Genomic DNA, 25,060 nt, shown 5'->3' with positions numbered 1-25,060 from the left:
ACGAGCGACCCGCTTCACGGATCGTTTCGGAACACAGTGAGGTAACCGAAACCCCCTTGCCGTCCCCGTCCCTTCCGCTGGCAATGGAATCGTGGCGACGCGACATGGTGCGGGGGCTGGCGCTCGTCGTGCCGGTCGCGCTCGTCGTCGCGGTCTGTGCCATCCTGTACACGTGGGTCGCCTCCCTCGGGGTGCCCGAGGGCTACCCCGCCCCGGTCCGCGTCGCCCTCGTCGTGATCGGGTTCGTCTGCGTCGTCATCACCGTGGGCCGAGTGATGAGCACCGCGCTCGGCCCGTTCGTCGACGACGCGATGGACGCGACGGCCAACCGCCTGCCGGTCCTCCGGGTCGTCTACAACGCCGCGAAGTTCACCACGCGGCGACTGCTCGCGAACGACGAGCGCACCCGGAAACCGGTGAAGGTGGAGTCCTGGCCCGGCCAGTGGATGACCGGCTTCCGGACCGGCGTCCGCGCGCCCGACGGCGACGTGATGGTGTTCCTGCCCGGCGCGCCCGACCCGACCTCCGGGATGCTCGTCGCCGCCGACCCCGACCGCGTCGAGGACGCCGACGAGTCGGCCTCCGCGGCACTCATCCGCATCATCTCCTGTGGCTTCTCCAGTGGCGACGAGTTCGACGAGGGGTCACGGGAGACCGAGCAGTGAGGCCGTCGCCGAGTCCGCCGGTCACCGTATCTCGATACGCGTCGCCGTCCGGTCCGCCCGCTCGCGCAGTCGCTCGATGCGCTCGTCGGTGTCGGGGTGGGTCGCGAGCAGCCGTGACATCGGACTCTCCTCGCGGACGAACGGCCACGTCGGCCCCTCGATGCGGGCGAGCGCCCGCGCCAGCGCCATCGGGTCGCCCGTCACCTCGGCGGCGCGGTCGTCCGCGGCGAGTTCCCGGCGACGCGAGCGCGCCATCACGAGCGCGGAGCTCGCGACGAGGAGGCCCGCGACCAGCCTGTCGAGGCGCGTCCTGACCCGGCCCGCGAGCGTCGTCCGCCAGTCCAGTGGCTGTCCGGCGGCCAGCGCGGTCGCCCGGGCGACCCCCGACAGCACCAGCGCGACCGGGAACAGCGCGAGCGCCAGCAGTCCGACGAGCGTCTGTGCGAGGCTGTAGACGAGCGAACTCACGAGGCCGTCGCGGCGCTCGACGTGCGCGAGTTCGTGGGCCAGGATGGCCGTCAGTTCGTCGAGCGAGAGCAGACGGAACAGCGCGCGGTCGAGGACGACCGTGCTACCGAGCGCGAACGCGTTCGGGGTCCGCGTCCGGACCAGCATCAGCCGGGGAACGTCGAGGTCCATGCGGTCACACAGGTCGTCGAGGCGGGCGTACAGTCGCGGTGCGCGCTCGCGGGGAAGGTCACTCGCGTCGATGCCCGCGAGGACGCGGGCCGTCCCGGTGCGGTAGCTCAGATACCCCAGCGCGACCGTGAGGAGGGCGAACGAGGCGAGGAACGTCGCGGGGTCGACGCCGCGAGCGACGTCGACGAGCAGGGCGGTCACCAGCACCGCACCGGCGAGGTACGTCGCGAGGACGGCCACGCCGACGACCGCCAGCGCGAGACGGACGGCGAGTCGCATGTCCGCTCCTACGTGCAGCACGCGAAAACGCTTGTCGACGACCACGCCGTCGGGCGTTCGCGGTGTTCCCCCACCGAGACGCCGCGAGAGCCGTCTCGCGGGACTATCCTCGGAGGATTACTGTCGCGTCCATGAGAATTGCACGTGGCCGAGGAGAGCGCTATACACGTAGCCTCCGCCGGAGCGGGGGTCGAACGTCTGTACCTGTAATCGACATGGGGACAGGGTGACGAGCAGTGGATGTCATGAGCCGAGAGGACACGACCCTGCTGGACGACATCGATCGCACCGAAACCGAACTCGAATCGCTCGTCGAGGAGCTGTGGACCGGCGGCATCGTCACGGACGACGACGCCGCGGAGTTCTCCCACCGCGTCGAGACCATCGCCGCCGAACTGCGTGCCTGCGTCGAGTACGCCGAGGACGGCCCCCTCGCGAACGATGAGAACTGACGGCACGGACGGCGCTGACGGCGTCTCGACGACGGCGGTCGAACCGACCGCCGAGCGGGACCTCGCACACGCGCCCGACCCGACCGACGACGGCGTCGTGACGGTGTACGACCCCGAAGCGGAGGGGGCCGCGCTCGCCACGCAGTGGTTCACCGTCGAGGAGGACCTCCTCTGCGACGTCGTCGACTGGTGCTGATGCCGTCGGCCTCGGACACGCCACTCCCGCCGAGCGACGGCGGCAGCGGCAGCGAGGGTGACGACGAGGAGCGCGTCGCACCGGACGAGGGGTAGTCGGCGTGAGCCGACCGGCCCCGCCCACGAACGACCTCTCGGCGACCACGACCGTCCCGCTCGTCGTGGCGGCGACGGCACTCGCGAGTTCGGCCAGCGCGGGTGTCCCCTTCGCCGTCGCACTGGCGGGTGGAGTAGGTGCGTTCCTGCTCTCGGTCCTCGCCTGTGCCACCACACCGGTGGCGTAGGCGGGCGAGACCGAAACCGCTATGCCGAACGTTGGGTGACCGTCTGAGTATGTCGAACGATGCAGACATCGCCACGGCTCGACAGTTGAGCCTCGGCATGAACGTCGTGTTCGTCGTCGCCGTCGTCGCACTCGTGGCCGGCGTCGTCCTGCGCGAGTCGCTGCTCGTGCTCGCGACCCTCGGCGTGTTCGCACTGATCATCGCGGTGTACGCGGCGCTCCACGTCCGACTGCACCGCCGGGTGGCCGCCGCGAGCGGCGCGAGCGTCACCCGCGACGACTCCATCGGCGGCGCGCTCTCGCTCATCCGGCTCAACCTGCTGCTCTACCTCGGCTTCGTGCTCGTCGGCGTCGGCGTCGCCGTCGTGACGAACCTGCTCGTCCTCTGATTCTCCCGGCCGTTCTCGAAAAATCCGGTACGGCCCCCGGCTATCGGGCCCCGACGCGCCTCTGACGCGCCTCTGACGCGCCTCTGACGCGACGCGTACGCGCCGCGTCTGTCTGTACGATGTCAATAGTTACGAGGCTGTTCGGGTCGTGCACCGTTCGCGCTCGAACGCTCCCGTCGCCGTCGACTGCCTCGCTCGGACCCGCTCGACGCGCGCTCCGATGGTCACAAGTTCGACGACTCCCGAGTGAGACCATGAACGAACCGGGGGAGGGGGCGCTGCAGGACCAGGCGACGATGGCGGCGCGGGCCGAGGCCGACGACGCGCCCGCGTGGCTGGCCGACCACTGGCGGACGTTCCGCGACGGCCTGCTCGGCGAGCGAAACGACACACCGTTCCCGTGCCACTTCGGCAGCGAGTCGGTGCGCGCGGGCGACCCGCTGTACACCGCCGTCCCGTCGATGACCGACCGGGACGCCCTGCTCGGCCTGCGGGACACGCTGTACGAGTATCTGCAGATCTACGAGGACCACTCCGACCGCGCGTCGCTGGTGACGTTCTTCCGGCCCTCACCGGACGTGCGGACGGAGGCCGACTACCACGAGGCGCTCTGGCACGTCCTCCAGTTCCTCCACGTCCACGACCCGGCCCCGTGGCCCGACGACATCCCGACGGACCCCGACGACAGCGAGTGGGAGTTCTCCTTCGGCGGCGTCCCGATGTTCCCGACGTGCCGTGCGCCGTTCTACGACCAGCGTACGAGCCGCTACTGCCCGGTCGGCCTGGAGATCACGTTCCAGCCCCGCGCCCTGTTCGAGAACCTGGGCGTCACCGCGGACACCGACGCCGGGCAGCACGCCCGCGACGTCATCCAGGACCGACTGGAGTCCTACGACGGCGTCTGTCCCCACGCCGACCTGGGCGACTGGGGCGTCGAGGGCGACCTGGAGTGGCCCCAGTACCTGTTCAGCCAGGACGAGTCACAGGCCCCCGACGACTGCCCGATGACCGTCACCCGCGACCACCCCCGCATCGACCCGAAGTTCGACCCGCGTCTCGCCACACTTCTGGAGACGTCCCGACCGTAGCCCCTCGTTATCACGCCCGAAGCCGACGGTAGTCGCTCGTGAACATCGTGTAGGGAGCGGGTAGCCCGTCGTTTCCTAAGTCCTTACAGTCCTACCATATGAACAGTCATGGAAGCGAGTGAACCCGACGTTCGAGTGGCCGACGACGAACCGATCGACATCGTGGCGTCCCAGACAGACGACGGCCAGCTGCTGTTCCACGACCCGACGCCCGAGGAGGGCGCGGTCGACGTCGGCCGGTGGATGCGCGCGGCCCCCGAGTCCTGTGTCGACCTGAGCGAATCGCGCTGAGCGTCGCTCCTCGTCGAGCGTCGAAGAAAAGGTCGGTCGTCCGTTCTCTGTGCTTTCTCAGCCGTCGAGGTCGATGGTGACCGTCGTGTCGTCGCCGGATGCGAGCGTGACGGTCCGGTGGTCGACGAGTTCCTGGCCGTCCGCGTGCTCGCGGACGAACGTGGTGTCGTCGCCGGGCAGTTCGTACCCGGCGAGCGTCAGCGTCACGTCCTCGCAGTTCGCGTCGTCGCTCACGCTCACGTCGAGCGTGACCTCGCCGCTGGAGGCGTCGTAGCTCACCGCCTCGTAGCTGACCGCACAGCCGTTCAGGGACTTCGTGACCTCGCCGTCGGGCACCGCGTACGCGCCGGTGACCGCACCGTCGGCGGTCATCGTCGTCGCCTGGAGGAGGCGACCCTGTTCGCCGTAGAAGTCGGGTGCGTCGTCGGCGTCGTCGCCGTCGACACCCAGCTGCTCGATGACGTCGCCCGTCGCGACGTCGATCTGGTAGGCGGGCGAGTCCTGGCCGCTCTGGCCGTCGTCGCCGTTCTGCCCGTCGTCAGCATCGTCGTCGGAGTCATCCGAGTCGTTCTCGGAATCGTCACCGTCACTGGCACCGTCGTCACCGCTGGTGCCGTCGTCCGACTCGTTCGATTCGTCGTCTGAGTCGTCCTGGCCGTCGTCTGCACCGTCATCGGTGCCGTCGTCACCGTCGTCGGTCCCGTCGTCACCGTCGTCGGCGAACGGGTTCTCGGTCAGGTACGAATCGAAGTGGACGTTCGAGACGCCCGACTGGCTGGCGTTCTCGCTGACGCCGTCACCGCTGCCGTTCGCGAGGGCTCCCGTCTCGGGGTCCGCGAACGGGGCGTCCTCGTCGTCCGCGCTGGAGGGACCGTCGCTCGCGCCCCAGAAGCTACCCGTCGCGTTGGCCACTTCGGAACCGGTGTTGTTCACGCCGAGATCGGCGTTGTCGGCGATGACGCTGCCGTGGATCTCCGCGCTTCCGTAGGGGAGACCGACCAGCACGCCGTCGCCGTCGTTGCCGCGAATCACGCTGTCGGTGACGTCGAGACCGGTGTAGCCGAGGTCGGTCTGGGTACTGTCGATACCGTTCCCGCCGTTGTCCTCGACGGTCGTTCCGTCGAGGCTGGTCTCACCGCTGCTGTGGACGCCACCGGCCGCGTTGTCGACGATGGTGTCGTCGGTCGAGTCGACGGTCCCGAGAGCGATGGTGAAGCCGTAGCCACCGTTGTTCCGGTAGGTGGTGTTCTCGCTGGTGATGGTACCGTCGGTGACCGAGATGCCGCTCTCACCGTTGTCGGCGACGAGGCTGCCCTCGAGGGTCGGGTCGGCGTACGTCCCACCCTCGATGCCGTTCTCCTCGTTGTCGACGATGCTGCTCGCGCGGTACGTCAGGGCCCCGGTCGACTCGACGCCGTTGACGTTCCGCGTCACGGTGACGTTCTCGAAGACGCCGCCGCCCATGATTGCCTGGACGCCGACCGTGTTGTCGGCGAAGACGCTATCCTGAACGTCGACGTTGTTAGTGTTGACGACCAGGCCGGATTCGAAGTTACGGACGACGACGTTCTTCACGACGTCCTCCCCGTACCCGGAGAGGATGCCGCTCCCGTCACCGTCCACGCCGTCGATGGTGTGACCGTCGCCGTCGAACGTGACGTTCTCGGCCTCGATCTCGATACAACTCGAGGTGCTCTCGTTGGTGATGTCGGTCGTCAGTCGATACTCCCCGGGTTCGTCGATGACCGTACACGACGAGACGTCGGAGGGGGCCGCGGCGGCCGTCCCGGTGACGGCGACGCCGGCGACGACACCGGAGAGGACCGTCAGGGCGGCGAACGCGACCGCGAGGGATTTAGTTGTCATCCTGCGGACGCGACTATTACGAACGACCGGTATTGTTAGATGGAGATATAATGCCTAAAACAGGAACTAGCGGTAGCGCTACCAGTTCATAACCGGCGAGAAGAACCGGTATGTGTTACGATACCATGGGACGAAGTCGTCAGTCCACGTTGTACCAGACGTCGACGTGTTTTCGTGGGCCGTAGGACTTGCTCACGACGTCGAGGTGGCCGTCGCCGTCCACGTCGACCAGTTTCGCCTCGTGGGTCTCGACGCCCTCGGCGACGACCTGCCGGTCGAACGTCCCGTCGCCGCGGTTGACGAACGCGTACAGCACGGGGTCGTCGTTGTGGCGGTGGGCCATCTCCCCGACGAGGACGTCCTGGTGGCCGTCGCCGGTCAGGTCGCCGACCTGCAGGCTGTGCGGGCAGTACAGTTCGTCGGCGAGCAGGTGTTCGGTCCACGTCTCGCCGTCGTAGTCGAACCAGCCGACGCGGCCGGGGTGTGTGCCGTACAGCGGTGCGTCGCCCTCGCTGAGGAGGAGTTCCGGCTCGCCGTCGCCGTCAAGGTCCGCGACGGCGACGCGCGTCTTCTCCCAGCCATCGGCGACCACCTCGCGCTCCCAGCCGTCGTCGGTGCGGTGGTAGACGTGCGGCCCGGCGACGAGTTCCGAGCGGCCGTCGCCGTCGATGTCGCCGACCCACAGTCCTTCGAGGTCGACGCCCTCGTCGACGACGTGGCAGTTCGCCTCGGGCCACGGTTCGACCGTCGGGTCCGCGGGGACGTCGTAGTAGAACACCGTTTCGGCCTCCTGCGAGAGACCGATCAGCTCCTCGTCGCCGTCGTCGTCGACGTCCGCGACCAGCAGGTCGTGGTACTTCTGGAAGCGGTCGGTGACGAGGAACTTGCGCCACTCCTCGCGGGGGTCTTCGGGTTGCTGGAACCAGTAGACGTCCGAGCGGCCGTACCCCTGGCCGACGAGGAAGTCGGTTCGGCCGTCGCCGTCGATGTCGGCGAGACACGCCCCCACGTCGAGGTGGAGGTCGCGGTCGGTCGTGAGCGCGTGGCGCTCCCAGTCGCCCGGCCCGCGGTTCTCGTACCAGACGACGGGCGTCTCCAGGCGCTGGAACAGCGCCTCCATCCCCGGCAGCTCGCGGACGAGGATGCGTTTGCCCGCGACGGAGAGCTCGGGACGGGCACCGAGACCGCTCACGATGACGTCCGGTCGGCCGTTGCCGGTCAGGTCGGTCGGTTCGCACGTACTGAGGAGGCCGACGGGAGGGCTGTCGTCGACGCGTTCGTGACGGAAACGGAGCGCGTCACCGGTCGTGGACTCGTGGTCCGGTGTCTGCATATCTCGACGGTCGGCTAGAAGGTGTATGGTAATAACCGGACTAAAGCGCGACCGGAAGCCGATTCTCGACCCTCGTGACAATCATTCGACAGTGGGGATAGTGCGTCTATAACGAAACTGCCCCGTAGGCTAGCCGAGTAGTATGGATATCGCTGGTCGGACGGTGCTCGTCACGGGTGGTGCCGGGTTCATCGGGAGTCACCTCGTCGAGGCGCTCGCCGAGACGAACGACGTGCGGGTACTGGACGACCTCTCGACGGGCAGAGCGGAGAACCTGCACCGCGACGCGACGCTTGTTCGCGGTGACCTCTGTGACCCCGACACGCTGGACGAGGCGATGGCGGGGGTCGACCTCGTCTTCCACGAGGCGGCGAACGCGAGCGTCGCGCGGTCGGTGGAGGACCCCATCGCCAGCCACCAGGTGAACACGGCCGGGACGCTGGGGGTGTTCGAGCGTGCACGCGTTGCGGACGCACGCGTGGTGCTCGCGTCGTCGACGGCCATCTACGGCGACCCGACGGAGGTGCCGGTCACGGAGGACGAGCCGACGACGCCCCAGTCGCCGTACGGCGTCGAGAAACTCTCCGGGGACCACTACGCGCGACTCTACCACGACCTCTACGGACTGGAGACCGTCGCGCTCCGCTACTTCAACGTCTACGGCCCGCGACAGGCCGGCGGGGAGTACAGCGGCGTCATCACGACGTTCCTCGAACAGGCCTGTGCCGGGCAGGACATCACCGTCGAGGGCGACGGCTCGCAGATCCGCGACTTCGTCCACGTCAGCGACATCGTCCGGGCGAACCTGCTCGCGGCCACGACCGACGAGGTGGGCGAGGCGTACAACATCGGTACCGGTCGGAGCGTGAGCATCCTCGAACTCGCAGAACTGATCCGCGACCTCTCGGGGTCGCGCTCGGAGATCGTCCACGTCGACGAACGCCCCGGCGACATCCACGCCAGTCGGGCGGACATCTCGAAGGCGAAGGCGTCCCTGGGGTTCGAGCCCACCGTCACCCTGCGCGAGGGCCTGGGTGGACTCGTTCGTCAGCCAGCCCGCTGACCGACGCATCGACTGTGAGGACTGTCGTGCCGACATAACACCAGCTAGCTGACAATTCTCGGTGATCACCGAGGAACTTCCGGAGCTATGGGCTCCTATCGTTCGATTTACTCGGGTTAACCGACCGCGGACTGGCGGGTTAAATTCACGTATCTATGAATAGATTCGCACAGCGTGCAACGTCTGGCGGGCCAGATTGCACAGGTTGCATAAATCAGTTACTTATTAAGCTTGTCACAGCATATGTAGCTACCACTGACGCAGCATCGTGGGGATGCACGCAGTCCGATCCGTATCGGGGCGGATAACGTCCCGAAACGGTCGGCTTAACGGTCTAACGCGGGCGAACGTTCGCGCCGCGTCGGTGCAGCCAGCTGCGGCCAGCCACAGGTGGAACATATGAGTATATCCAACACTACGGCGCAGACGCACGCACAGAGCGATGTCGTCGAGGAACCGTCCAGTCTCCCGCTCGACACGGTGTTCGAGATTCTGAAGAACCGTCGCCGCCGCGACATCCTCCAGTACCTCTGGCAGCACGAGGGCACGGCCAACATCGGCGAACTCGCCGAACACATCGCCGCCCTGGAGAACGACGTCGACGTCGCCGCGCTCTCCTCGTCCCAGCGCAAGCGCGTCTACATCGGGCTGTACCAGTGTCACCTCCCGAAGATGGACGACGCGAGCATCGTCGCGTTCGACAAACACCGCGGCACCGTCGAACTGAACGACGCCGCCGAGGAACTGACGCCGTATCTGACGGCCAACGACCCGGAACCCGACGACCTTCCGACGGCGAGTCTCGCGACGGCGCTGATCGTCGGCGCGCTCGTCCCCGTCGGCGTCCTCGGTCTCGGCCCGCTCGCCGCCGTTCCCGGCGTCGCGTGGGCGCTGCTGAGCACCGTCGCCCTGCTGGCCGTGACGGCCGCCCAGCTCTCCGGGGGCGACCTCGCGGACGTCCTGTCGGTCGGCGCGCTCCGCTCGCGGTTCGCGAGCGAGACGACGTCCTGACCCGCCAGCACGCCACTAACCGGGTCCGGCGGTACCGTTCCGTCGTGTAACGCGTGGCTACCGGCTATTCCTTCGAGCCTTCTCGCCAGATAACCGGTACGTAACAAAGGCCGCCTGTCCCGTTGCTCTCGTCGATAACAATGTTCATCTGGCGCACGATTGACGAGCACGACTCGTCGACGAACACAGCTCTGGAGGCCCTCTGATGTGCGGAATTACGGCGTGTGTCGGCGGTGACGACGCCGTCGGCGGACTGCTCACCGGACTCGGCAACCTGGAGTACCGCGGCTACGACTCCGCGGGCATCGCGGTCCCCGACGACCGCGGCCTCAACGTCGTCAAGCGAGAGGGTCGCCTCGAACGCCTGCGCGAGGCGCTCGGTACCGACCGACCGACCGGCAGCATCGGTATCGGCCACACGCGCTGGTCGACCCACGGCCCGCCGACCGACGAGAACGCGCACCCACACCAGGACTGCACGGGTCGCGTCGCCGTCGTCCACAACGGCATCATCGACAACTACGAGACGCTCCGCCGTGGTCTCGAAGAGCGCGGCCACCGCTTCGAGAGCGAGACGGACACCGAGGTCGTCCCCCACCTCATCGAGGAGGAGCTGACCGCCGGGAAGTCCACGGAGGCGGCGTTCCGCGCGGCCGTCGACCAGCTCTCGGGCAGTTACGCCATCGCCTGTCTCGTCGACGGCGAGAACGAGGTGTACGCCGCCCGACAGGGGTCGCCGCTCGTCCTCGGGGAGGCCGACGGCCGGTACTTCCTCGCGAGCGACGTGCCCGCGTTCCGGGAGTTCACCGACCGCGTCGTCTACCTCGAGGACGGCGACATCGTCACCGTCCGTCCCGACGGCTACGACATCACCGACCTCGCGGGTGCACCGCTCGCCCGCGAGGTCGACACGGTCGACTGGGAGCCCGAGGCGGCCGGGAAGTCGGGCTATCCGCACTTCATGCTCAAAGAGATCCACGAACAGCCGGAGTCGCTCCGGCAGACCATCCACGGTCGCATCGAGACGTTCGCCGGGCACGTCTCGCTGGAGGAGTTCGACGACGCGTCGTTCGCCGACGTCGAGCGCGTCCAGTTCGTCTCGATGGGCACCTCCCACCACGCCTCCATGTACGCCGCTGCACAGCTGACGGCCCGCGGGCTGACGGCCAACGCCTACATGGCCGGGGAGTACGCCGACTGCCCGGCACCCATCGACGAGAACACGCTCGTCGTCGCCGTCACGCAGTCCGGCGAGACGGCCGACACGATGAACGCCGTCCGTCGCGCCCGTGACGCGGGCGCGCGAACGCTCGCCGTGACGAACGTCGTCGGGTCGTCGGTGACCCGCGAGTGCGACGAGTCGCTGTTCATCCGCGCCGGTCCCGAAATCGGCGTCGCCGCGACGAAGACGTTCTCCTCGCAAGTCGTCGCGCTCACCCTGCTCGGCGAGCGCATCGCCGAGGACTCGACGGGCGTCCAGCGCGCCGAGGTCCGCGACCTGCTGTCGGGGCTGGGCGACCTGCCGGGCGACGTCCAGCAGGTGCTCGACGAGACGCCAGCCGCCGAGGTGGCCGAGGCGCTGTACAACTGTGACGCCTACTTCTTCCTCGGTCGCGGCCCCGCTCGCGCCGTCGCGCTGGAGGGTGCACTGAAGTTCAAGGAGATATCGTACGAGCACGCCGAGGGGTTCGCCGCCTCGGAGCTGAAACACGGTCCGCTCGCGCTCGTCACCGATAACACGCCCGTCTTCGGCGTCATCACGGGCGAGGAGGACCTCAAGACCATCAGCAACCTGAAGGAGGTACAGGCGCGCGGCGCGCCCGTCATCGTCGTCGCTCCCGAGAGCCTCGAGGGCCAGGTGGAGTTCGCCGACTACTTCCTCCCGATTCCCGACACCCACCCCGAGGTCGCCGGCGTCCTCGCGAACATCCAGCTCCAGCTGGTGTCGTACCACGCCGCCGACCAGCTCGGCCGACCGATCGACAAGCCGCGCAACCTCGCCAAGAGCGTCACCGTCGAGTGACGCACGTCGGCGTGTGCGGTCGCCGTGCGCAGTCGGGAGCGCTGCTCGACTCGACGCCGCGTTCGCAGGCGCTGCAGTAGTCGCGACGACGGTCACCGTCCCGCTCGACTCCACTCACCCCCGAGTAGACACACCATACCCTCGAAATGGGGGCGCCCCCGCCATTTATCACCGTTCGCACTAACTGAGACGGTAGCCGTCAGCGTCCCCCTACACTACCCAGTCGAGTGTCATGACAGACGTACAATACTATGACCACATACGTACCAACGGTGGACGATATGACGGATAGATGTCCAGCGAGTGCACCGAGGCGACCGCTTTGGAGGGGGCTGTGACCGACGAGACCGACGCGGCGGAGATGCTCGACCACCTCGGCGACGAGGTCTCGCGGACCATCCTCGCCGCCTGCGCCATCGAGGCGCGGAGCGTCGGCGAACTGGCGACGCTGTGTGAGGTGTCGGAGGCGACCATCTACCGGCGGCTCAACCGACTGATGAGCGCTGGGATACTCGAAGAACGGACCCGCATCGACGCGCGCACCGTCTCCGGCGGCAAGGAGTACACGACGACGGTGTCGAACGTCGACGTCGCGTTCGACGACAACGGGATCAGCGTCCAGACGACGGCCCGCGACGACGACCAGCCGCTCCCGACGTTCACCGTCGTCGAACCGGCCGAGGGCGACCTGGACGAACACGTGGTCGACCTCCAGTTGCGACTCCCCGAGACGCTGTTCAGCGAGTTCCTCACGGTGTGGGCGGAGCTCAACCAGCGGACCGACGCCGACGACATGGAACTCAGCGCCGACGACGACTGACCACCGACGACGCGCGTCGCATCCACTTCATTCTCGAACCTCCGAACGGCCCGAGGAGCGACGCGGCCGGGTTTTTTCGGGCGAAGACTTAATATCCGCAAGACGAAAGTGACGGGTAGCTTCCCCGGTTCGCGTGCCAGTTCGTGTGCCAACTAAAACTTCGTGCTCTGCGAGCCTGGGAAGCCCATTCATACCGGAGAGCGACGACCAGAGCGGCCGCGCTCGTTCGCTCACGGTTCGCGACGCTCACCGTTCGAATCGCCCGAGGACTTCCGCCGGTCGCCGTTCGTTCTCTCCGAGATTCTCGCTCTCGCTCGACTCGCGCTACTCCTCACGGTTCCCTGCGGTCACCGTTCGTCTATCGGAGATTCTCGTTCGCTCGCTAGCGCTCACTCACTCCGAACCTCCCTACTCCACACTCGCCGGTTCGGCTACGTCCGTCGTCTGACTGCGGAACCACTCCCACGCCTCGGGCACGAGCTCCGCGAGCGGCGCGTAGTCGTAGTCGAGTTCGCGCTGGGCCTTCCGCGGGCTGTAGAACAGCTCCTGGGTCGAGAGCCGCGCCATCTCGGCGTCGAACGGGAACATCCGCGTTCCGAGCACGCGGTTGACCACGCCGACGACCGGTCCCGCCGCGCGAATCGCCTGCGGGGGAACCTGCGCCAGCGGCGCGTGGCCGTCGATCTCCTCGGCGATGACGTCGAGCGCCTCGTCGTAGCGGAGGTTCTCGCCGGCCAGCAGGTAGTGCTCGCCGGCCGTCCCGCGCTCCATCGCCGCGACGGTGCCGTCGACGACGTCGTCGACGCCGACGAAGCTCGCCCCGCCGGGCGGGTGGACGGCGAGCTTCGGGTCCGACGCCATCCGCAGCAGGCGGCCCGTGAACTCCTCGTCGCGCGAGCCGAAGATGGACGTCGGGTGGACCGTCACCACGTCGAGGCCCTGCTCGCCGTACTCGTCGCAGCGGTCCTCGGCGGCGGCCTTCCCGCGCTGGTACGCGCCGATGGGGTCGGCGACGTCCGCTTCGGTCGCGATACCGTTCGCCCGGCGGCGGGTGCCCGCCGTCGAGGTGAACACGACGCGCTCGACGCCCGTCTCGTGGGCGGCGGCGAGGACGTTCTCGGTCCCGTCGCGGTTGACGCGTTCGACGACCGGCGCGTCGGCGGCCTGCAGGCCGATGCCCGCGAGGTGGAACACCCGGTCGTGGCCTTCGACGGCGTCGCTGACGGCGTCGGCGTCGAGCACGTCCGCCTCGGCCCACTCGACATCGAGACCGTCGAGCGCGCTCGTGTCGCTGCCCTCGCGGCGCGTGGCGGTGACGTCCCAGCCGTCGGCGACGAGCCGCTCGACGAGGTGGCCGCCGAGGAACCCCGTCGCGCCCGTGACGAGCGCCCGGTCAGTCATCGCTGCCCTCCGAGAACTGCGGCGGGACGAGGTCGCCCGTCACCTTCGCGTAGAGGCGGAAGCCCGCGCCCGCCACGGCGGGCATCTCGCCGCCGTTCGGGTCGGTGTCCTCGTGGGGCAGTTCGGCGGCCAGCTCCTCGGCGTGGAGGCCATCGATGGCCTCCCGGCCGACGCCGAACGGCCGCAGGTACGGCACCTGCTTCGGTTTCAGCCCCGCGATGGGGGCGATGGCGCGGTCGACCGAGGGTGCGTCGGTGCCCGCGACGAGGAACCGCCCCCTGTGTGGTGCGCCGGTGTAGGTGTACGTCCCGTCGAGCAGGACGAACTCGGGGTCGACCACGGCGCTCGCGGCGACGACATCTCGCGTCTCGCGCGAGCCGGTCGCCCCCTGGCCGAGCGTGACCATCGCGGCGGCGAGGCCGGGGTCGGCCCGGAGCGTCGGGACGGCGACGACGGACTGCTCGTCGAGCGGTCGCGGGACCTCGACGTGGTGGCGCACGTCGTCGATGCGGACGGTCCGCTCGACGGTGTCGCACGTCCCGAGGTCGAGCGTCTCGACGCCGGTCCGGTCGGCGAGCCCGTCGTACCCCAGCAGCGAGGGGGCGTCGTCGACGTACTCGGAGTCCGGGAGCGCGAGCGTCACGTCCGTCGTGGAGGCGAGCGTCTCGACGAGCGCCTCGACGACGTCGGGGTTCGTCACCATCCCGGTCGAGGGGTGGTACGGGTAGTGGCAGTCCGGGAGGACGAGCACGTCGTCCAGCTCCGGCCCGCAGTCGGCGACGAGGTCCGTCACCGCCCCGGCCAGTCCGGGGCCGTTGACGTCCGTCCGGCGGCCCACGACGCGCGGAGCGTCGGTCATCGGTCCGCCTCCACGTTCGCGCCGACGCGGTCGGCGACCGCGGTCCCCTCGGCCATCTCGTAGGCCGTCTCGACGTGCTCGACCATCCGCAGGCCGGCCGCGCCGTTCACCGGCGGTTCCTCGCCAGCCGCGACGGCGTCGAGGAAGTCCTTCAGGGCTCGGTAGTGCGCCTGGTAGTAGTAGGTCGGCTTGAAGTACGCCGGCTCCTGGCCGCGGGCGCGCTTGGCGACGTTCTCCAGCGCTGACTTCGCGGCGTGAGCCATGAACTGGCCGGGCATGTGGTCCTCGCTGCGCAGCGTGTCGGCGACGCCCTCGAGGCGGAAGTAGCCCGTGATGTCCGGAGGCGTCTCCCACTGGAAGAACCCGGCGGAGACGGTCGCCTGCGTGCCCGCCTCGGTGCTCACGACGACGAGCGCGCTGTCCTCGAACGGGAGGTCCATCGACGCGTCGACGTGGGCGTACTCGACGGTCAGGTCGCCGAAGAACCACTCCAGGACGTCGAACAGGTGGACGCCGAGGTCCATCAGCGCGCCGCCACCGGTCGCGTCGGGGTCGAGCATCCACCCCGAGATGGGTTCGCGGGCGGGGGGCGCACTGAACGGCCCGTTGTTGATGCGGGCGATGGAGGCCAGCGGCACGTGGCCGACCCGACCCGCGTCGTACAGTTCCTTCAGCTTCTGGACCTCGGGCTGGTAGCGGATGGTGTGGTCCACGCCGATGGAGACGCCCGCCTCGTCGGCGGCGTCGACCATCCCCTGGCCCTCCTCGGCGGTGCGGGCGAACGGTTTCTCGACGAAGACGTGACAGCCGGCCTCGGCGGCCGCCGTCGCGGCCTCGGCGTGGAGGAACGGCGGCAGGGCGACGATGGCGGCGTCGATGTCCTCCTCGGCCAGCAGGTCGGTGTAGTCCTCGTAGGTCCGCTCGACGCCCTGCTTCTCGGCGCGTGTGCGGTTCTCGGGGACCACGTCGGCCGCGGCGACGACGGTCGCACCGTCGATGCCGCGGGTCGACTGGAGGTGGACGGTGCCGATGTTCCCGGCACCGAGCAGCCCCACGCGGAGGTCATCCACGGCGCTCACCACGTATCGAAGTAGAATCGGTCGGCTCCATACTGCAGGGGAGGCGTGTTCGCTATCTTGTTATTCGCTGGCTACTGTCCGCTCGATCGCCTCGCGGACCGATCCGTACGCGCGGGCCAGTTTCAGCCCGTTGGCGAACAGGAAGAACCGGAGCTTCTCCTCCCGGTCGAGGTCGTCCCAGCCCGACACCGAACTGCTGACCTGGCTGGGAAGTTCCGGCGCGTACAGCCCCGGGTAGAACAGCAGGAGCTTCGGGTGGCCGTAGCGCTCGGGGTAGAGCCGTCGCATCTGGTGTTTGCCGCGACCGATGCGGACGGCCTTCTTGACGAGCGACTTCAGCGACGTCCGGGTGGGGTGGTACATCGGCACGTCGTCGGCGTAGCCCATGTCGAACCCCGCGTCGTGGACGCGCTGCCCGAACTCCCGGTCGCCGCTGGAGACGAACCGGGCGTCGAACGGCCCCACCTCGTCGATGACCTCCTTGCGGACGAGGAGACAGCACGTCGGCGCGAAGTGGAGCTGCGAGACGTACTTCTCGATGGGGAAGCCGTTCATCTCGTTGAACTTCGAGGCGAGCGTCTCGCCGTCCTCGGCGTACAGTTCGACGTTGCACGCCATGTAGTCGAGGTCGTCCTCGTCCATCCGGTCGACGGCGCGTTCGAGCCAGTCGGCGTCGACGGTCATGTCCGCGTCGATGAACGCGAGGACGTCGCCGCGGGCCCGGCGAATCCCCCGGACGCGTGCGGCGTAGGAACTCTGACGGCGGCGCTCGTCGAGCGCGTGGACGTTCTCGTGGCGGGTGGCGTAGTCGGCGGCGACCGCTCTGGTGTCGTCGAGCGACCGGTTGTCGACGACCAGCACCTCGAACCGCTCGCGGTCGTACGTCTGGTCGGTCAGTGCGTCGAGCGTGTCCCGGAGCCCGTCCGGGTCGTTGTAGACCGGTACGATGACGGAGACGAACGGCGCGTCGAGTGACGCTCGTTCGACTGCCTGCTCGACTGTTCGTTCACCTTCGGCCCTCTGAACCTCGTGTACTGTGCTCATGCGTGTGCCGACGAGTGGCGACCCCTCCCGGTCCCCGACCGGGTCCTGGTCGCCTGCCCCTGTCGTATCGTCCTCAACGCCACCTCGGGGTTTAGAGCCATCAGACGCTCCCGAGGCGACGAAACTGTTGCAACCGACTCTTGCGGGGTTATCTTCAGGATTGCTGTCCGAACGGTCCGTCACTCCTGATTCCCCCGTTCGTAGTGGTATACGTCGATTTGAAGGAAATTACGCTCAGCTTTTTGGTCCCGGTGCGCGCCGACGAGGTTCCTGAGACGTCGGTCAGATGACGAATCCGTGTGAGAGAGCACCAACCACACTTCGTCGTGACCCTGCATCAGTGCTCGTATCTCGGCGTCGGTCGCTGGCTCCCGCCCCGTGCCCGACCCGGCGACGACCACCCCCTCGACCTCGATGTCGGAGCGGGTCCGGTAGTGTTCGACCCCTCGTTCGGTGATCTGGTCGGCGACGATGACCAGCGCGCCGGGGGAGGCCTCCTCCTCGATGTGAGCGGTCGCCTCGTCCCACTGCTCGTGGGTGTCCGTCGTGAGGTCGTACGCCGTCACGGGGACGAGACCGACGAGCAACAGGGCGACCAGCATCAGTCGGAGCGGCGGCCGCTGGATGCGCGAGACGCCGCGGCCGACGAGAAGATAGAGGCCGAGCGACGCTGGGAGGACGTATCGCGGCCAGAACACCGGGAAGAGGACGAACGAGACGACGATGGGGAGGACGAACGTCGCCAGCAGCAGGACGACGAGCAGTTCGACGCCCGGTTCGGAGGAGAGGGAGACGCGCTCGCGGAGCCCCCGGACCGTCGCACGAGGCGAGCGCGACACCGACTTCGAGACGCAGCCGTCGGTCAGCCCGAGCGTCAGGGTCCCGACCACGAGGACACCGACGAACAGCGTCGCGAGGAGGATGGAGGTCTGCGCGAAGAACTGCAGAACGACCTCCGCGACGATCGTGGGCGTCGGCTGCGGGATGTAGGGGAACGGCGTCGAGGTCGCCCCGCCGAGTCCGACCCGATGGAGCGCCATGGCGGCGACCGGGACGAGACCGACGCCGGCGAGGGCCGTCCCGACGGTGAGCGACCGGGGGACCCACTGCCCCGTGGCGACCCGGAACACGACGTAGGCCGCCTCGGCGAACACGACCAGAGCGGCGAACGGGTGGGTCAACAGGAGTGCGAGCGTCGCGAGGACGTACGCGGCCGCGGTGCCGCGCATCGCCCCGTCCTCGAACAGGCGGACGAACAGCCACAGCGAGGCGGCCGTGAGGAGCGCGACGAGACTGTACATCCGCACCTCCTGGGCGTGGTAGACGTGGAACTGCGCGAGCGCGAAGACGAGCGCGGCCACCAGTCCGGCCGTCCCGTCGAACAGGTCACGTCCGAGGAGGTAGAGCAGCGGAATCGCGAGGATGCTGAACAGCGCCGAGAGCAGTCGAAGGGCGGTCGCCGACGTTCCGAACACGCCGATCCAGAGGTCGAGCAGGACGTAGTACAGCGGGAGATGGGGCTGGTTGAGTGGAACCTCGACGAGCAGTTCGACCGTCGAGTACCGCCGGACGAACTCCAGCGTGATGAGTTCGTCAGTCCAGAGACTCTCGACGCCCAGTCCGTAGAGGCGAACTGCGGCCCCGACCAGCACGATACCGAGCAGCGCGTGCCGGGAGTCCAGCGACCGGTCCCATCGCATTACCACCTCCTCGCGATGCTAGCCCCATAGTTATGGGTTACAAACTATTTGCCGAAATTACACGTCCGGCGGCCGGGTGCCGACCGTTACGCGTCCGGGCTGGCGGCCTGGACCGACCGGACGAGCGTGTCCGCACCCTGCCTGAGTGCCAGCACCGGGTCGTCGGGGGCGTCGTGTTCGAAGACGGCCCACTCCGCACCGAGGTCGCTGGCCGACGCGAGCGTCGCCTCGAAGTCCACGTCGCCGGTCGTCGGGTCGACGGAGCGCCACTCCGACAGCGGCCCGTGCTGGCCGTCGACGGCGGTGTCCTTGAAGTGGACGAGCGGCGTCCGCGAGCCGGTGAACTCCAGCACCGAGACGGGGTCCTGGCCGGCGGCCGTCGCCGCACCGACGTCGACCTCGAACGAGACGTACTCCGAGTCGGTGGCGTCGACGAGTCGACCGAACGCGGTCCGCTCGACGGGGACGATGGCGTCGAGCGAGGTGAGCGAGTCGTGTAGTCGGTCGCCGAGGAGGCCGACGGCGGTCCGTGGTTTGCCGGCGCCACTCGGATACGGGTGGACCGCGGTCGTGACGCGTTCGAGCAGCGAGAGTCGGCGCAGCGGGACGAAGTCGTGGACCTGGTTGTGGTAGACCAGGTTCACGCCGTGGTCGGCGAGTCGAGCGCCCAGATTGTCCAGTCGGCGCGCGAGCGCGTCGACGCGTTTCGGCGTCCGGTAGTGCGCCAGCGGGAGGTGTGGAATGGCGAGTCGCCGGACGCCTACCTGGGCGTAGCGGGCCGCACAGCCCGCGGGATTGGCCTCCAGTTCCCGGAGACTCACGTGCGCACCGATTGGCTCGACGTCCACCTCGGCGAGGGCGGCGACGACGTCGTCGGGGTCGGCGTCGGGCAGTCGGTTGGCGAACTCCACGCCGTCGAACCCGGCGTCGCCGACCCGCCGGATGATGTCCGGCAGCGGTTCGTCGATGTCACGGAGCGAGTACAGCTGGATGGCCGGCTTCACGAACTGACCCTCCATCCGGCCGGGAGCGGCCCGTCGTCGAGACACGTCATATCCTGACCATCCGTTCCCGAAGCCATTGTAATAGCCAGCCTATAGCGCCACTGGGTCCCTGTACGAGCCGTCACACGTCGCCAACCGACCACTAACGACCCGCCGCCCGACGTCCCCGACTCGACGCAGGCTATCGGTTTCGTCCGGCGTCGACCCACCCTTCGGAGCCGGAGCGATCGTGGCAGAGAGTATCTAACTTAATCACTACACATCGAATCGACGAGTATGCCACGACCACTCGATACGGACGCACTGGTCACGCTCGCGGCGATCGTCCTCTGTGGCGTCGTCGTCGTTCCGCTGCTCGCGCTCTCCGCCGACGACGGCCTGCTCGCGCTCTCGGCGTGGGTCGTCGGCGTCACGCTGTCGTACGCCGTCGCGGTCGGCGTCGCCGGCGACCGCCGGACGCGCCGGTCACGGAGCGACGTGACGGAGAAGTAGTGACCGAACGGAGCGGTGGCGGAGCGACGCAGTCACCGCGCGGGCGTCTCGCTCACCGGAGTGGAGCCGTCCGGCTCAGATACCCTGTCTGACCTGTCTGATGAGTTCGTTCAGTCCGAAGTCGAACTGCCACTCCAGCGCGAACAGCACCGCCGGGTAGACGACCATCCCGACGAGCGTCGTCACGACGAACGTCACGGCCGGGATGCCCACGGCCTGGGAGACGGCCTGCCCCGCCCCGTAGGCGACGGCACCCATCACGAGACTGGCGACCGCCGGGTACATCGGGACGACGACGAGCGTCCGCAGGCGTTCGTCGATGAGTCGCCTCGTCACGATGGCGGCGGGCGGGAGGTAGGCGGCCCCCGAGAGGACGACCGCCAGCGACGCCCCGACGAGACCGAGGTCGAACGTCACCGTCAGCGGGTAGATGGTGACGGCCATGACGACGAGCGAGACGACCTGGAGTTTCGTCATCAGGTCCGGGCGGCCCAGGGCCTTGAACAGCGGTGCCGCGGGCGTCCGAAGGGCTCGCAGGAGGCCGTACAGCGTCAGCACCTGCATCGGGAGGACCATCGGTCCCCACTGGGAGCCGAGGAACGTCGCGACGAACGGGTCGGCGACGGCGATGATGCCGATACCGAGCGGGAACGCGACGAGCGTCGAGAGCCGGAGCGTCCGGCGGAACCCCTCGCGGACCGCGGGGATGTCGTCCTGTATCTTCGAGTACGCCGGCATCACGACCTTCGAGATGGTCTGTGCGACCTCGGTCGCGGGCGCGTTCGACAGCCGGTAGGCCAGCTGGTAGTAGCCGAGCGCCTGGGTCGAGAGGACGCGGCCGACGAACACGTCGTCACCCTCGCCGTAGAGGTACGAGAGGATACCCGACCCCATGAGCCACTTCCCGTAGTCGATGAGCTCGCGGGCCTTCTCGAGGTCGAACGACGGCCGGAACCACCGGTCGGCGAGGATGTACGAGAACACCGTCTGGGCGGTGTACCCGGCGACGTAGCCGTACGCGAGCGCGTACACCGACGGGTCGTACAGCGCGTAGCCGATGGAGACGGTGACGCGCGTCCCCGCGCGGGAGACGACGAGCAGGAACTGCTTGTGGAACTCGAGGTCCTTCTCGAAGTAGACGGCAGCGGGGTTCTCCAGCCCGCGGGCGATCGGCCCGAGCGCGATGAGCGAGAGGAGCGGGACGATGACGGCCCGCGGTTCGCCGAAGAAGTCGGCGACGTACGGTGCGGAGAGGAACGCGGCGCCGCCGATGACGAGCGCGCGGAGGATGCTGAGTATCCAGACCGTCCCGAAGTAGTCGTCGACGTTCTCCTCGGGGCGCTGGATGAGCGCCTGGTCGAGCCCGAGCTGTGAGAACCGCGTGAGCGCCGCGATGACGAGCAGCGCGATGCCCATCAGCCCGAACTCCTCGGGCGACAGCAGTCGCGCGAGGACGACCAGCATCACCAGCTGGAGCACCCGCGCCCCGCCGTTGGTCATCGCGACCCAGATGCCGCCGATGACCGTCCGCGAGGCGAGCGAGCCGTCGGTGGAGACGAGCCGCCGGAGGAGTGAGCGTAGCCCCACTGTTCACCCGGACATGGAGGCGACCATCGTTCGAACGTTCCTGCCGACGCCCCAGCCCAGTCTGTCGAGGACGAGGACGGCGACGCCGTACGTCGCGGCCCCCACGACCGCGAGGACGAAGAACTCGACGACGGGAGCGACGTCGAGCGCCCCGTCGACGCCGAGGACGACGGCGGCCATCCCGAGGCTCCCGGCGAGCGGGTAGGCGACGTCACGGAGGATGCGCGCGTAGCTCGTCTCGACGATCCGGGTCGCGTACAGGACGTCGAGCTCCGTCATGGGGACGATCTGGACGCCGAGGATGACCAGCGCGGCCCCCTCGATGCCCGTCAGCCCGAACGGCAGTCCGCCGGGCTGTCCGTACTGCCACAGCACGAGCGGGAGGCCGATGGCGAGCAGGACGACCCGCAGGAGCGAGAACTTCGCGATGAGGTCGGGGCGACCGGTCGCCTTAAACACGGGCCCGAACGTCGCCACCATCGAGCGCATCAGCCCGAAGACCGCGAGTATCTGCATGGTGAGTATCATCGCCTCGAACTCGGGGTCGAGGAACGCCTCGACGAACGCCGGGGTGATGGCGAAGATGCCCATCGCGAGCGGGAACGAGAGGAACGTCGTCATCTGGAGCGTGCGGTGGAACCCCTCGCGCAGCGCCTTCGTGTCGTCCTGGACCTTCGAGTACGCCGGGAACGCGACGCTGGAGATGACGTGCGTGACCTCCGTGGCGGGCGCGTTCGAGAAGCGGTAGGCGAGCTGGTAGAACGCCAGCGACGCCGGGCCGAGGAAGCCGCTGACGAGCAGGTCGTCGCCCTCGCTGTAGAGGAAGTAGAGGATGGAGTTGGCCGTGAGCCACTTCCCGTAGTGGATCATGCTCCGGGCGGACTCCATGTCGAAGGAGACGCTCGGCCGGTAGTCGTGGAGGAGGTAGGAGGCGGACATCCGGACGAAGTCGCTGGCGACGAACGCGGCCACCAGCGCCATCGCCGTCTCCTCGACGTACATCGCGTAGGCGATCGCGCCGACGAACTGGACGACCGACCCCGACATGATGTAGCCGAACTGCTTGTGGAACTGGAGGTCCTTCTCGAAGTAGACGACGCCGGGGTTGCGCAGCCCGATGAACACCTGCCCGAGACCGATGAACTGGATGAGGATGGCGGCGTCGGGCGCGTTCAGCAGGTTCGCGAGCGGGTGGGCGATGAGGAACAGGACGAGGAAGACGGCGACCGACCGCGCGGTGTCGAGCAGCCACGCGGTGTTGAGCATGTGGTCGACGTTCTCCTCGCGTTCGTAGATGAGCGACTGATTGATGCCGAGTTCGGAGAACCGCTTGACGCCGCTCATCACGACGAGCGCGACGCCGAACAGTCCCAGCTCCGCCGCGCCCAGCAGGTTCGCCAGGATGACCATCAGGACGAGCTGGAGCATCCGGTCGGTGACGTTGAGCGCCGCCACCCACATCCCGCCCTTGACGGTGCGTTCCGTCAGCCCGTCACCGGGGGAGAGCGCGCCTCGGACGAGACGGAGGAGTCGGCGTATCATGCCCGTCTCACGTCCATCGCGCCGTACGTACCAGTCATTGTTCGATACTCCGTAGGGCCGGCCATTGTTATACCACTCCTAAGCCAGCGTGGCCCGAGACCGTGTCACACCGTGGCCGTGGGGACAGGCTCCCCCTAACCAAGTCGATAGGTCACCATCCCCGAGTAATGAGCGAGGAGGCACCGCTGGTGAGCGTCGTCGTCCCGACGTACGGACGGCCCGAGTTCCTCCCCGAGGCCATCGAGAGCGTCGTCGACCAGACGTACGACGAGATCGAACTCGTCGTCGTCGACGACTGCTCGCCGTCGCCCGTCGAACCGCAACTCGACGGCGTCGACACCGGCGACCGGACGCTCCGGGTGGTCCGCCACGAGGAGAACCAGGGCGCGAACGCCGCCCGGTCGACCGGCATCGAAGCGAGCGACGGCGAGTTCGTCGCGTTCATCGACGACGACGACGTCTGGCTCCCCGAGAAGGTCGAGCGCCAGGTGGCCGCCTTCGAGGACCCCGACGTGGGCCTCGTCGCGACCGGCCTGCGCTACGAGTCCCACGGCGAGGTGACGCACGTGCTTCGACCCCAGGTCTCGGGCGACGCGACGGTCGACCTGCTGTGTGGCGACCCGTTCGGCACGTTCTCGACGCTGATGGTCCGTCGGTCGACCGTCGACGCCGCCGGACTCCCCGACGAGCGGTTCCCCTGCTGGCAGGACCGCGAGTGGCCCATCCGCCTGTCGCGACACGGCCAGGTCGTGTCGGTGCGGGAACCGCTGGTCGTCCACCGGATGGGCGACCACGAGCAGATCACCGACGACTTCGAGACGAAGCGCGACGTCGCGTACCCGCTGTTCGTCGAGACGTTCCGGCCGCTGGCGGCCGACTACGGTTCCGACGTCGAGCGGCGACTCGTCGCGGGGCGCGCGACGGCCGTCGCGGGGTCGGCGCTGAAAGCGGGCCACTACGACGACGCCCGCCGGTTCGCCGCCCGCGCGATTCGGACCGACCCGACGGACCACGAGGGTTACCTGCTGCTGGCGGTGTCGCTCGGCGGCCGACCGCTGTTCCGGACGCTCCAGCGGGTGAAGCGGGCCGTCGCCGGGCGACGGGCGACCGACGGCGCGTGACGGCGGGGGACGTCGCTCGCCGCGACGGACGAGAGTCGAAGTTGACAACTCGTGGCACACCTACTCATTCGGGGTAGGGGTGGACGGCCGGGTCCCGCACCCCTTTTCATTACGGGACAAGCGGTTTGCCGAAACCAGTCGATCCGCTGACCATGAGTGTGGTCAGTACGGTCTCCGTCCCTCCAGGCGAGTTTCGACTGGGATGGGCACTGAGCGTCGGAGACGCCCGCATCGAACTCGAACGCACGGTCCAGGAAGAGTCGCCGCTCGCGGTCTGGGTGTGGACCGACGACGCCGACGCCTACCTCGACGCCCTCGCCGACCGCGGCGTGGAGCACGTCACCTGCGAGGAGCGCGTCGACGGCGGGTTGCGCTGTTCGGTCGACGCCGCCGCCGGCACCGGCCCCGAACTGCTCGACGCCTTCGAGGAGGCGGGGCTGACCCTCCTGTCGGGCGCGGGCGACGACCGCGTGTGGCGGTTCCGCGTCCGCGCCGCGAACAGCCGGGACCTGACGCAGTTCCGACGACTCGCGTCCGAGCGGGCGATTCCGATCGAGATAAACCGGCAGGCCGGAGCTACCCCCGGGTCGGTCGGAGGCGCGCTGACCGCCATCCAGCGCGAGACGCTCGTCGCCGCGTACGAACAGGGCTACTACAGCACCCCGCGGACGGCGACGCTCGCGGACCTCGGCGAGCGATTCGACATCAGCCCGCGAGCGGTGTCACAGCGCCTCCGTCGCGGCGTCGGGAACCTCGTCGAGGCGACGCTCTGGGTCGACTGACCGGACCGACGACTCGGGTGACTTCGAAACGACGGCAGGAGCGGACTGGCGA

Annotated in this window: 25 protein-coding genes; 14 read left to right on the top strand and 11 right to left on the bottom strand. The window is 68.4% G+C overall.

The window, feature by feature from the left end; genetic code table 11:
• Window positions 1–83 precede the first annotated feature (83 nt).
• Window positions 84–665 (top strand): DUF502 domain-containing protein, encoded by a 582-nt coding sequence (locus MX571_RS21770; protein WP_247421673.1) that lies wholly within the window; start codon window positions 84–86, stop codon window positions 663–665.
• Window positions 666–686: 21 nt separating this feature from the next.
• On the opposite strand, the gene MX571_RS21765 is transcribed toward MX571_RS21770, so the two are convergent.
• Window positions 687–1,583, bottom strand: a complete 897-nt coding sequence (locus MX571_RS21765; protein ID WP_247421672.1) for a M48 family metallopeptidase — start codon at window positions 1,581–1,583, stop codon at window positions 687–689.
• A gap of 245 nt (window positions 1,584–1,828) precedes the next feature.
• Here MX571_RS21765 and MX571_RS21760 point away from each other — a divergent pair, with 245 nt between their 5' ends.
• The 6 genes from MX571_RS21760 (at window position 1,829) to MX571_RS21735 (ending at window position 4,281) form a co-directional block, all read left to right on the top strand.
• A complete protein-coding gene (locus MX571_RS21760) occupies window positions 1,829–2,035 on the top strand; it encodes a hypothetical protein (protein WP_247421670.1) in 207 nt (68 codons plus the stop codon).
• Entirely contained in the window at window positions 2,025–2,231 is a 207-nt protein-coding gene (locus tag MX571_RS21755) for a hypothetical protein (RefSeq protein ID WP_247421669.1), read from the top strand. The genes MX571_RS21760 and MX571_RS21755 overlap by 11 nt, the downstream gene beginning before the upstream one ends.
• Window positions 2,232–2,331: 100 nt before the next feature.
• Window positions 2,332–2,514 carry a hypothetical protein gene (locus MX571_RS21750; RefSeq protein ID WP_247421667.1) on the top strand — a complete coding sequence of 61 codons (183 nt, stop codon included), beginning with the start codon at window positions 2,332–2,334 and terminating at the stop codon, window positions 2,512–2,514.
• Window positions 2,515–2,563: 49 nt separating this feature from the next.
• The gene (locus MX571_RS21745) at window positions 2,564–2,902 is read left to right on the top strand and encodes a hypothetical protein (protein ID WP_247421665.1); all 339 of its coding nucleotides are present in this window, start codon (window positions 2,564–2,566) and stop codon (window positions 2,900–2,902) included.
• 254 nt (window positions 2,903–3,156) lie between these two features.
• Window positions 3,157–3,990: a YqcI/YcgG family protein gene (locus MX571_RS21740; protein WP_247421664.1), complete on the top strand. Its 834-nt coding sequence runs from the start codon at window positions 3,157–3,159 to the stop codon at window positions 3,988–3,990.
• A gap of 135 nt (window positions 3,991–4,125) precedes the next feature.
• The gene (locus tag MX571_RS21735; RefSeq protein WP_247421660.1) at window positions 4,126–4,281 is read left to right on the top strand and encodes a hypothetical protein; all 156 of its coding nucleotides are present in this window, start codon (window positions 4,126–4,128) and stop codon (window positions 4,279–4,281) included.
• A 57-nt stretch (window positions 4,282–4,338) separates the two neighbouring features.
• On the opposite strand, the gene MX571_RS21730 is transcribed toward MX571_RS21735, so the two are convergent.
• Together MX571_RS21730 and MX571_RS21725 are read right to left on the bottom strand one after the other, a co-directional pair.
• Window positions 4,339–6,147, bottom strand: coding sequence for a right-handed parallel beta-helix repeat-containing protein (locus tag MX571_RS21730; RefSeq protein WP_247421658.1), 1,809 nt, complete (start codon window positions 6,145–6,147; stop codon window positions 4,339–4,341).
• 139 nt (window positions 6,148–6,286) lie between these two features.
• On the bottom strand, window positions 6,287–7,480 hold the full coding sequence (locus MX571_RS21725; RefSeq protein WP_247421656.1) for an FG-GAP repeat domain-containing protein: 1,194 nt from the start codon (window positions 7,478–7,480) through the stop codon (window positions 6,287–6,289).
• A gap of 142 nt (window positions 7,481–7,622) precedes the next feature.
• On the opposite strand from MX571_RS21725, the gene MX571_RS21720 reads away from it, so the two are divergent.
• From MX571_RS21720 to MX571_RS21705, 4 genes are all read left to right on the top strand, one after another.
• Window positions 7,623–8,543 (top strand): NAD-dependent epimerase/dehydratase family protein, encoded by a 921-nt coding sequence (locus MX571_RS21720; protein ID WP_247421654.1) that lies wholly within the window; start codon window positions 7,623–7,625, stop codon window positions 8,541–8,543.
• A 399-nt stretch (window positions 8,544–8,942) separates the two neighbouring features.
• Window positions 8,943–9,554, top strand: coding sequence for a DUF7344 domain-containing protein (locus MX571_RS21715; protein ID WP_247421651.1), 612 nt, complete (start codon window positions 8,943–8,945; stop codon window positions 9,552–9,554).
• Window positions 9,555–9,759: 205 nt separating this feature from the next.
• Window positions 9,760–11,577 carry a glutamine--fructose-6-phosphate transaminase (isomerizing) gene (gene glmS, locus MX571_RS21710; RefSeq protein ID WP_247421635.1) on the top strand — a complete coding sequence of 606 codons (1,818 nt, stop codon included), beginning with the start codon at window positions 9,760–9,762 and terminating at the stop codon, window positions 11,575–11,577.
• Between the two features lie 334 nt (window positions 11,578–11,911).
• Window positions 11,912–12,397 (top strand): ArsR/SmtB family transcription factor, encoded by a 486-nt coding sequence (locus tag MX571_RS21705; protein WP_247421632.1) that lies wholly within the window; start codon window positions 11,912–11,914, stop codon window positions 12,395–12,397.
• Between the two features lie 408 nt (window positions 12,398–12,805).
• Here the strand turns inward: MX571_RS21705 and MX571_RS21700 are convergent, their stop codons facing one another.
• The 6 genes from MX571_RS21700 to MX571_RS21675 all read right to left on the bottom strand — a co-directional run bounded on the left by MX571_RS21700 (window position 12,806) and on the right by MX571_RS21675 (window position 19,529).
• Window positions 12,806–13,798 (bottom strand): NAD-dependent epimerase/dehydratase family protein, encoded by a 993-nt coding sequence (locus MX571_RS21700; protein ID WP_247421628.1) that lies wholly within the window; start codon window positions 13,796–13,798, stop codon window positions 12,806–12,808.
• Entirely contained in the window at window positions 13,791–14,657 is an 867-nt protein-coding gene (locus MX571_RS21695; protein WP_247421625.1) for a DUF362 domain-containing protein, read from the bottom strand. Before MX571_RS21695 ends, MX571_RS21700 begins: the two co-directional genes overlap by 8 nt.
• On the bottom strand, window positions 14,654–15,727 hold the full coding sequence (locus tag MX571_RS21690; protein WP_247421622.1) for a Gfo/Idh/MocA family protein: 1,074 nt from the start codon (window positions 15,725–15,727) through the stop codon (window positions 14,654–14,656). Before MX571_RS21690 ends, MX571_RS21695 begins: the two co-directional genes overlap by 4 nt.
• 69 nt (window positions 15,728–15,796) lie before the next feature.
• The gene (locus MX571_RS21685; protein ID WP_247421620.1) at window positions 15,797–16,780 is read right to left on the bottom strand and encodes a glycosyltransferase family 2 protein; all 984 of its coding nucleotides are present in this window, start codon (window positions 16,778–16,780) and stop codon (window positions 15,797–15,799) included.
• A 179-nt stretch (window positions 16,781–16,959) separates the two neighbouring features.
• On the bottom strand, window positions 16,960–18,480 hold the full coding sequence (locus tag MX571_RS21680; RefSeq protein WP_247421617.1) for a glycosyltransferase family 39 protein: 1,521 nt from the start codon (window positions 18,478–18,480) through the stop codon (window positions 16,960–16,962).
• 86 nt (window positions 18,481–18,566) lie between these two features.
• Window positions 18,567–19,529, bottom strand: coding sequence for a sugar phosphate isomerase/epimerase family protein (locus tag MX571_RS21675; RefSeq protein WP_247421615.1), 963 nt, complete (start codon window positions 19,527–19,529; stop codon window positions 18,567–18,569).
• A 231-nt stretch (window positions 19,530–19,760) separates the two neighbouring features.
• Between MX571_RS21675 and MX571_RS21670 the strand changes: the two genes are divergently transcribed.
• A complete protein-coding gene (locus MX571_RS21670; RefSeq protein ID WP_247421612.1) occupies window positions 19,761–19,976 on the top strand; it encodes a hypothetical protein in 216 nt (71 codons plus the stop codon).
• A gap of 75 nt (window positions 19,977–20,051) precedes the next feature.
• Here MX571_RS21670 and MX571_RS22870 read toward each other — a convergent pair whose 3' ends face one another.
• Window positions 20,052–21,563: a lipopolysaccharide biosynthesis protein gene (locus MX571_RS22870; protein ID WP_247421609.1), complete on the bottom strand. Its 1,512-nt coding sequence runs from the start codon at window positions 21,561–21,563 to the stop codon at window positions 20,052–20,054.
• Window positions 21,564–21,566: 3 nt separating this feature from the next.
• The gene (locus tag MX571_RS21660) at window positions 21,567–23,105 is read right to left on the bottom strand and encodes a lipopolysaccharide biosynthesis protein (RefSeq protein WP_247421606.1); all 1,539 of its coding nucleotides are present in this window, start codon (window positions 23,103–23,105) and stop codon (window positions 21,567–21,569) included.
• A 167-nt stretch (window positions 23,106–23,272) separates the two neighbouring features.
• Between MX571_RS21660 and MX571_RS21655 the strand changes: the two genes are divergently transcribed.
• Together MX571_RS21655 and MX571_RS21650 are read left to right on the top strand one after the other, a co-directional pair.
• Window positions 23,273–24,226, top strand: a complete 954-nt coding sequence (locus tag MX571_RS21655) for a glycosyltransferase family 2 protein (protein ID WP_247421604.1) — start codon at window positions 23,273–23,275, stop codon at window positions 24,224–24,226.
• A gap of 152 nt (window positions 24,227–24,378) precedes the next feature.
• Window positions 24,379–25,008, top strand: a complete 630-nt coding sequence (locus tag MX571_RS21650; RefSeq protein WP_247421602.1) for a helix-turn-helix domain-containing protein — start codon at window positions 24,379–24,381, stop codon at window positions 25,006–25,008.
• Window positions 25,009–25,060 lie beyond the last annotated feature (52 nt).

It is taken from the genome of Halomarina salina, from assembly GCF_023074835.1.
Taxonomy (GTDB): Archaea; Halobacteriota; Halobacteria; order Halobacteriales; family Haloarculaceae; genus Halomarina; species Halomarina salina.
Note: the sequence above shows the minus strand (reverse complement) of the source record. Positions and strands in the feature narration are given on the sequence as shown.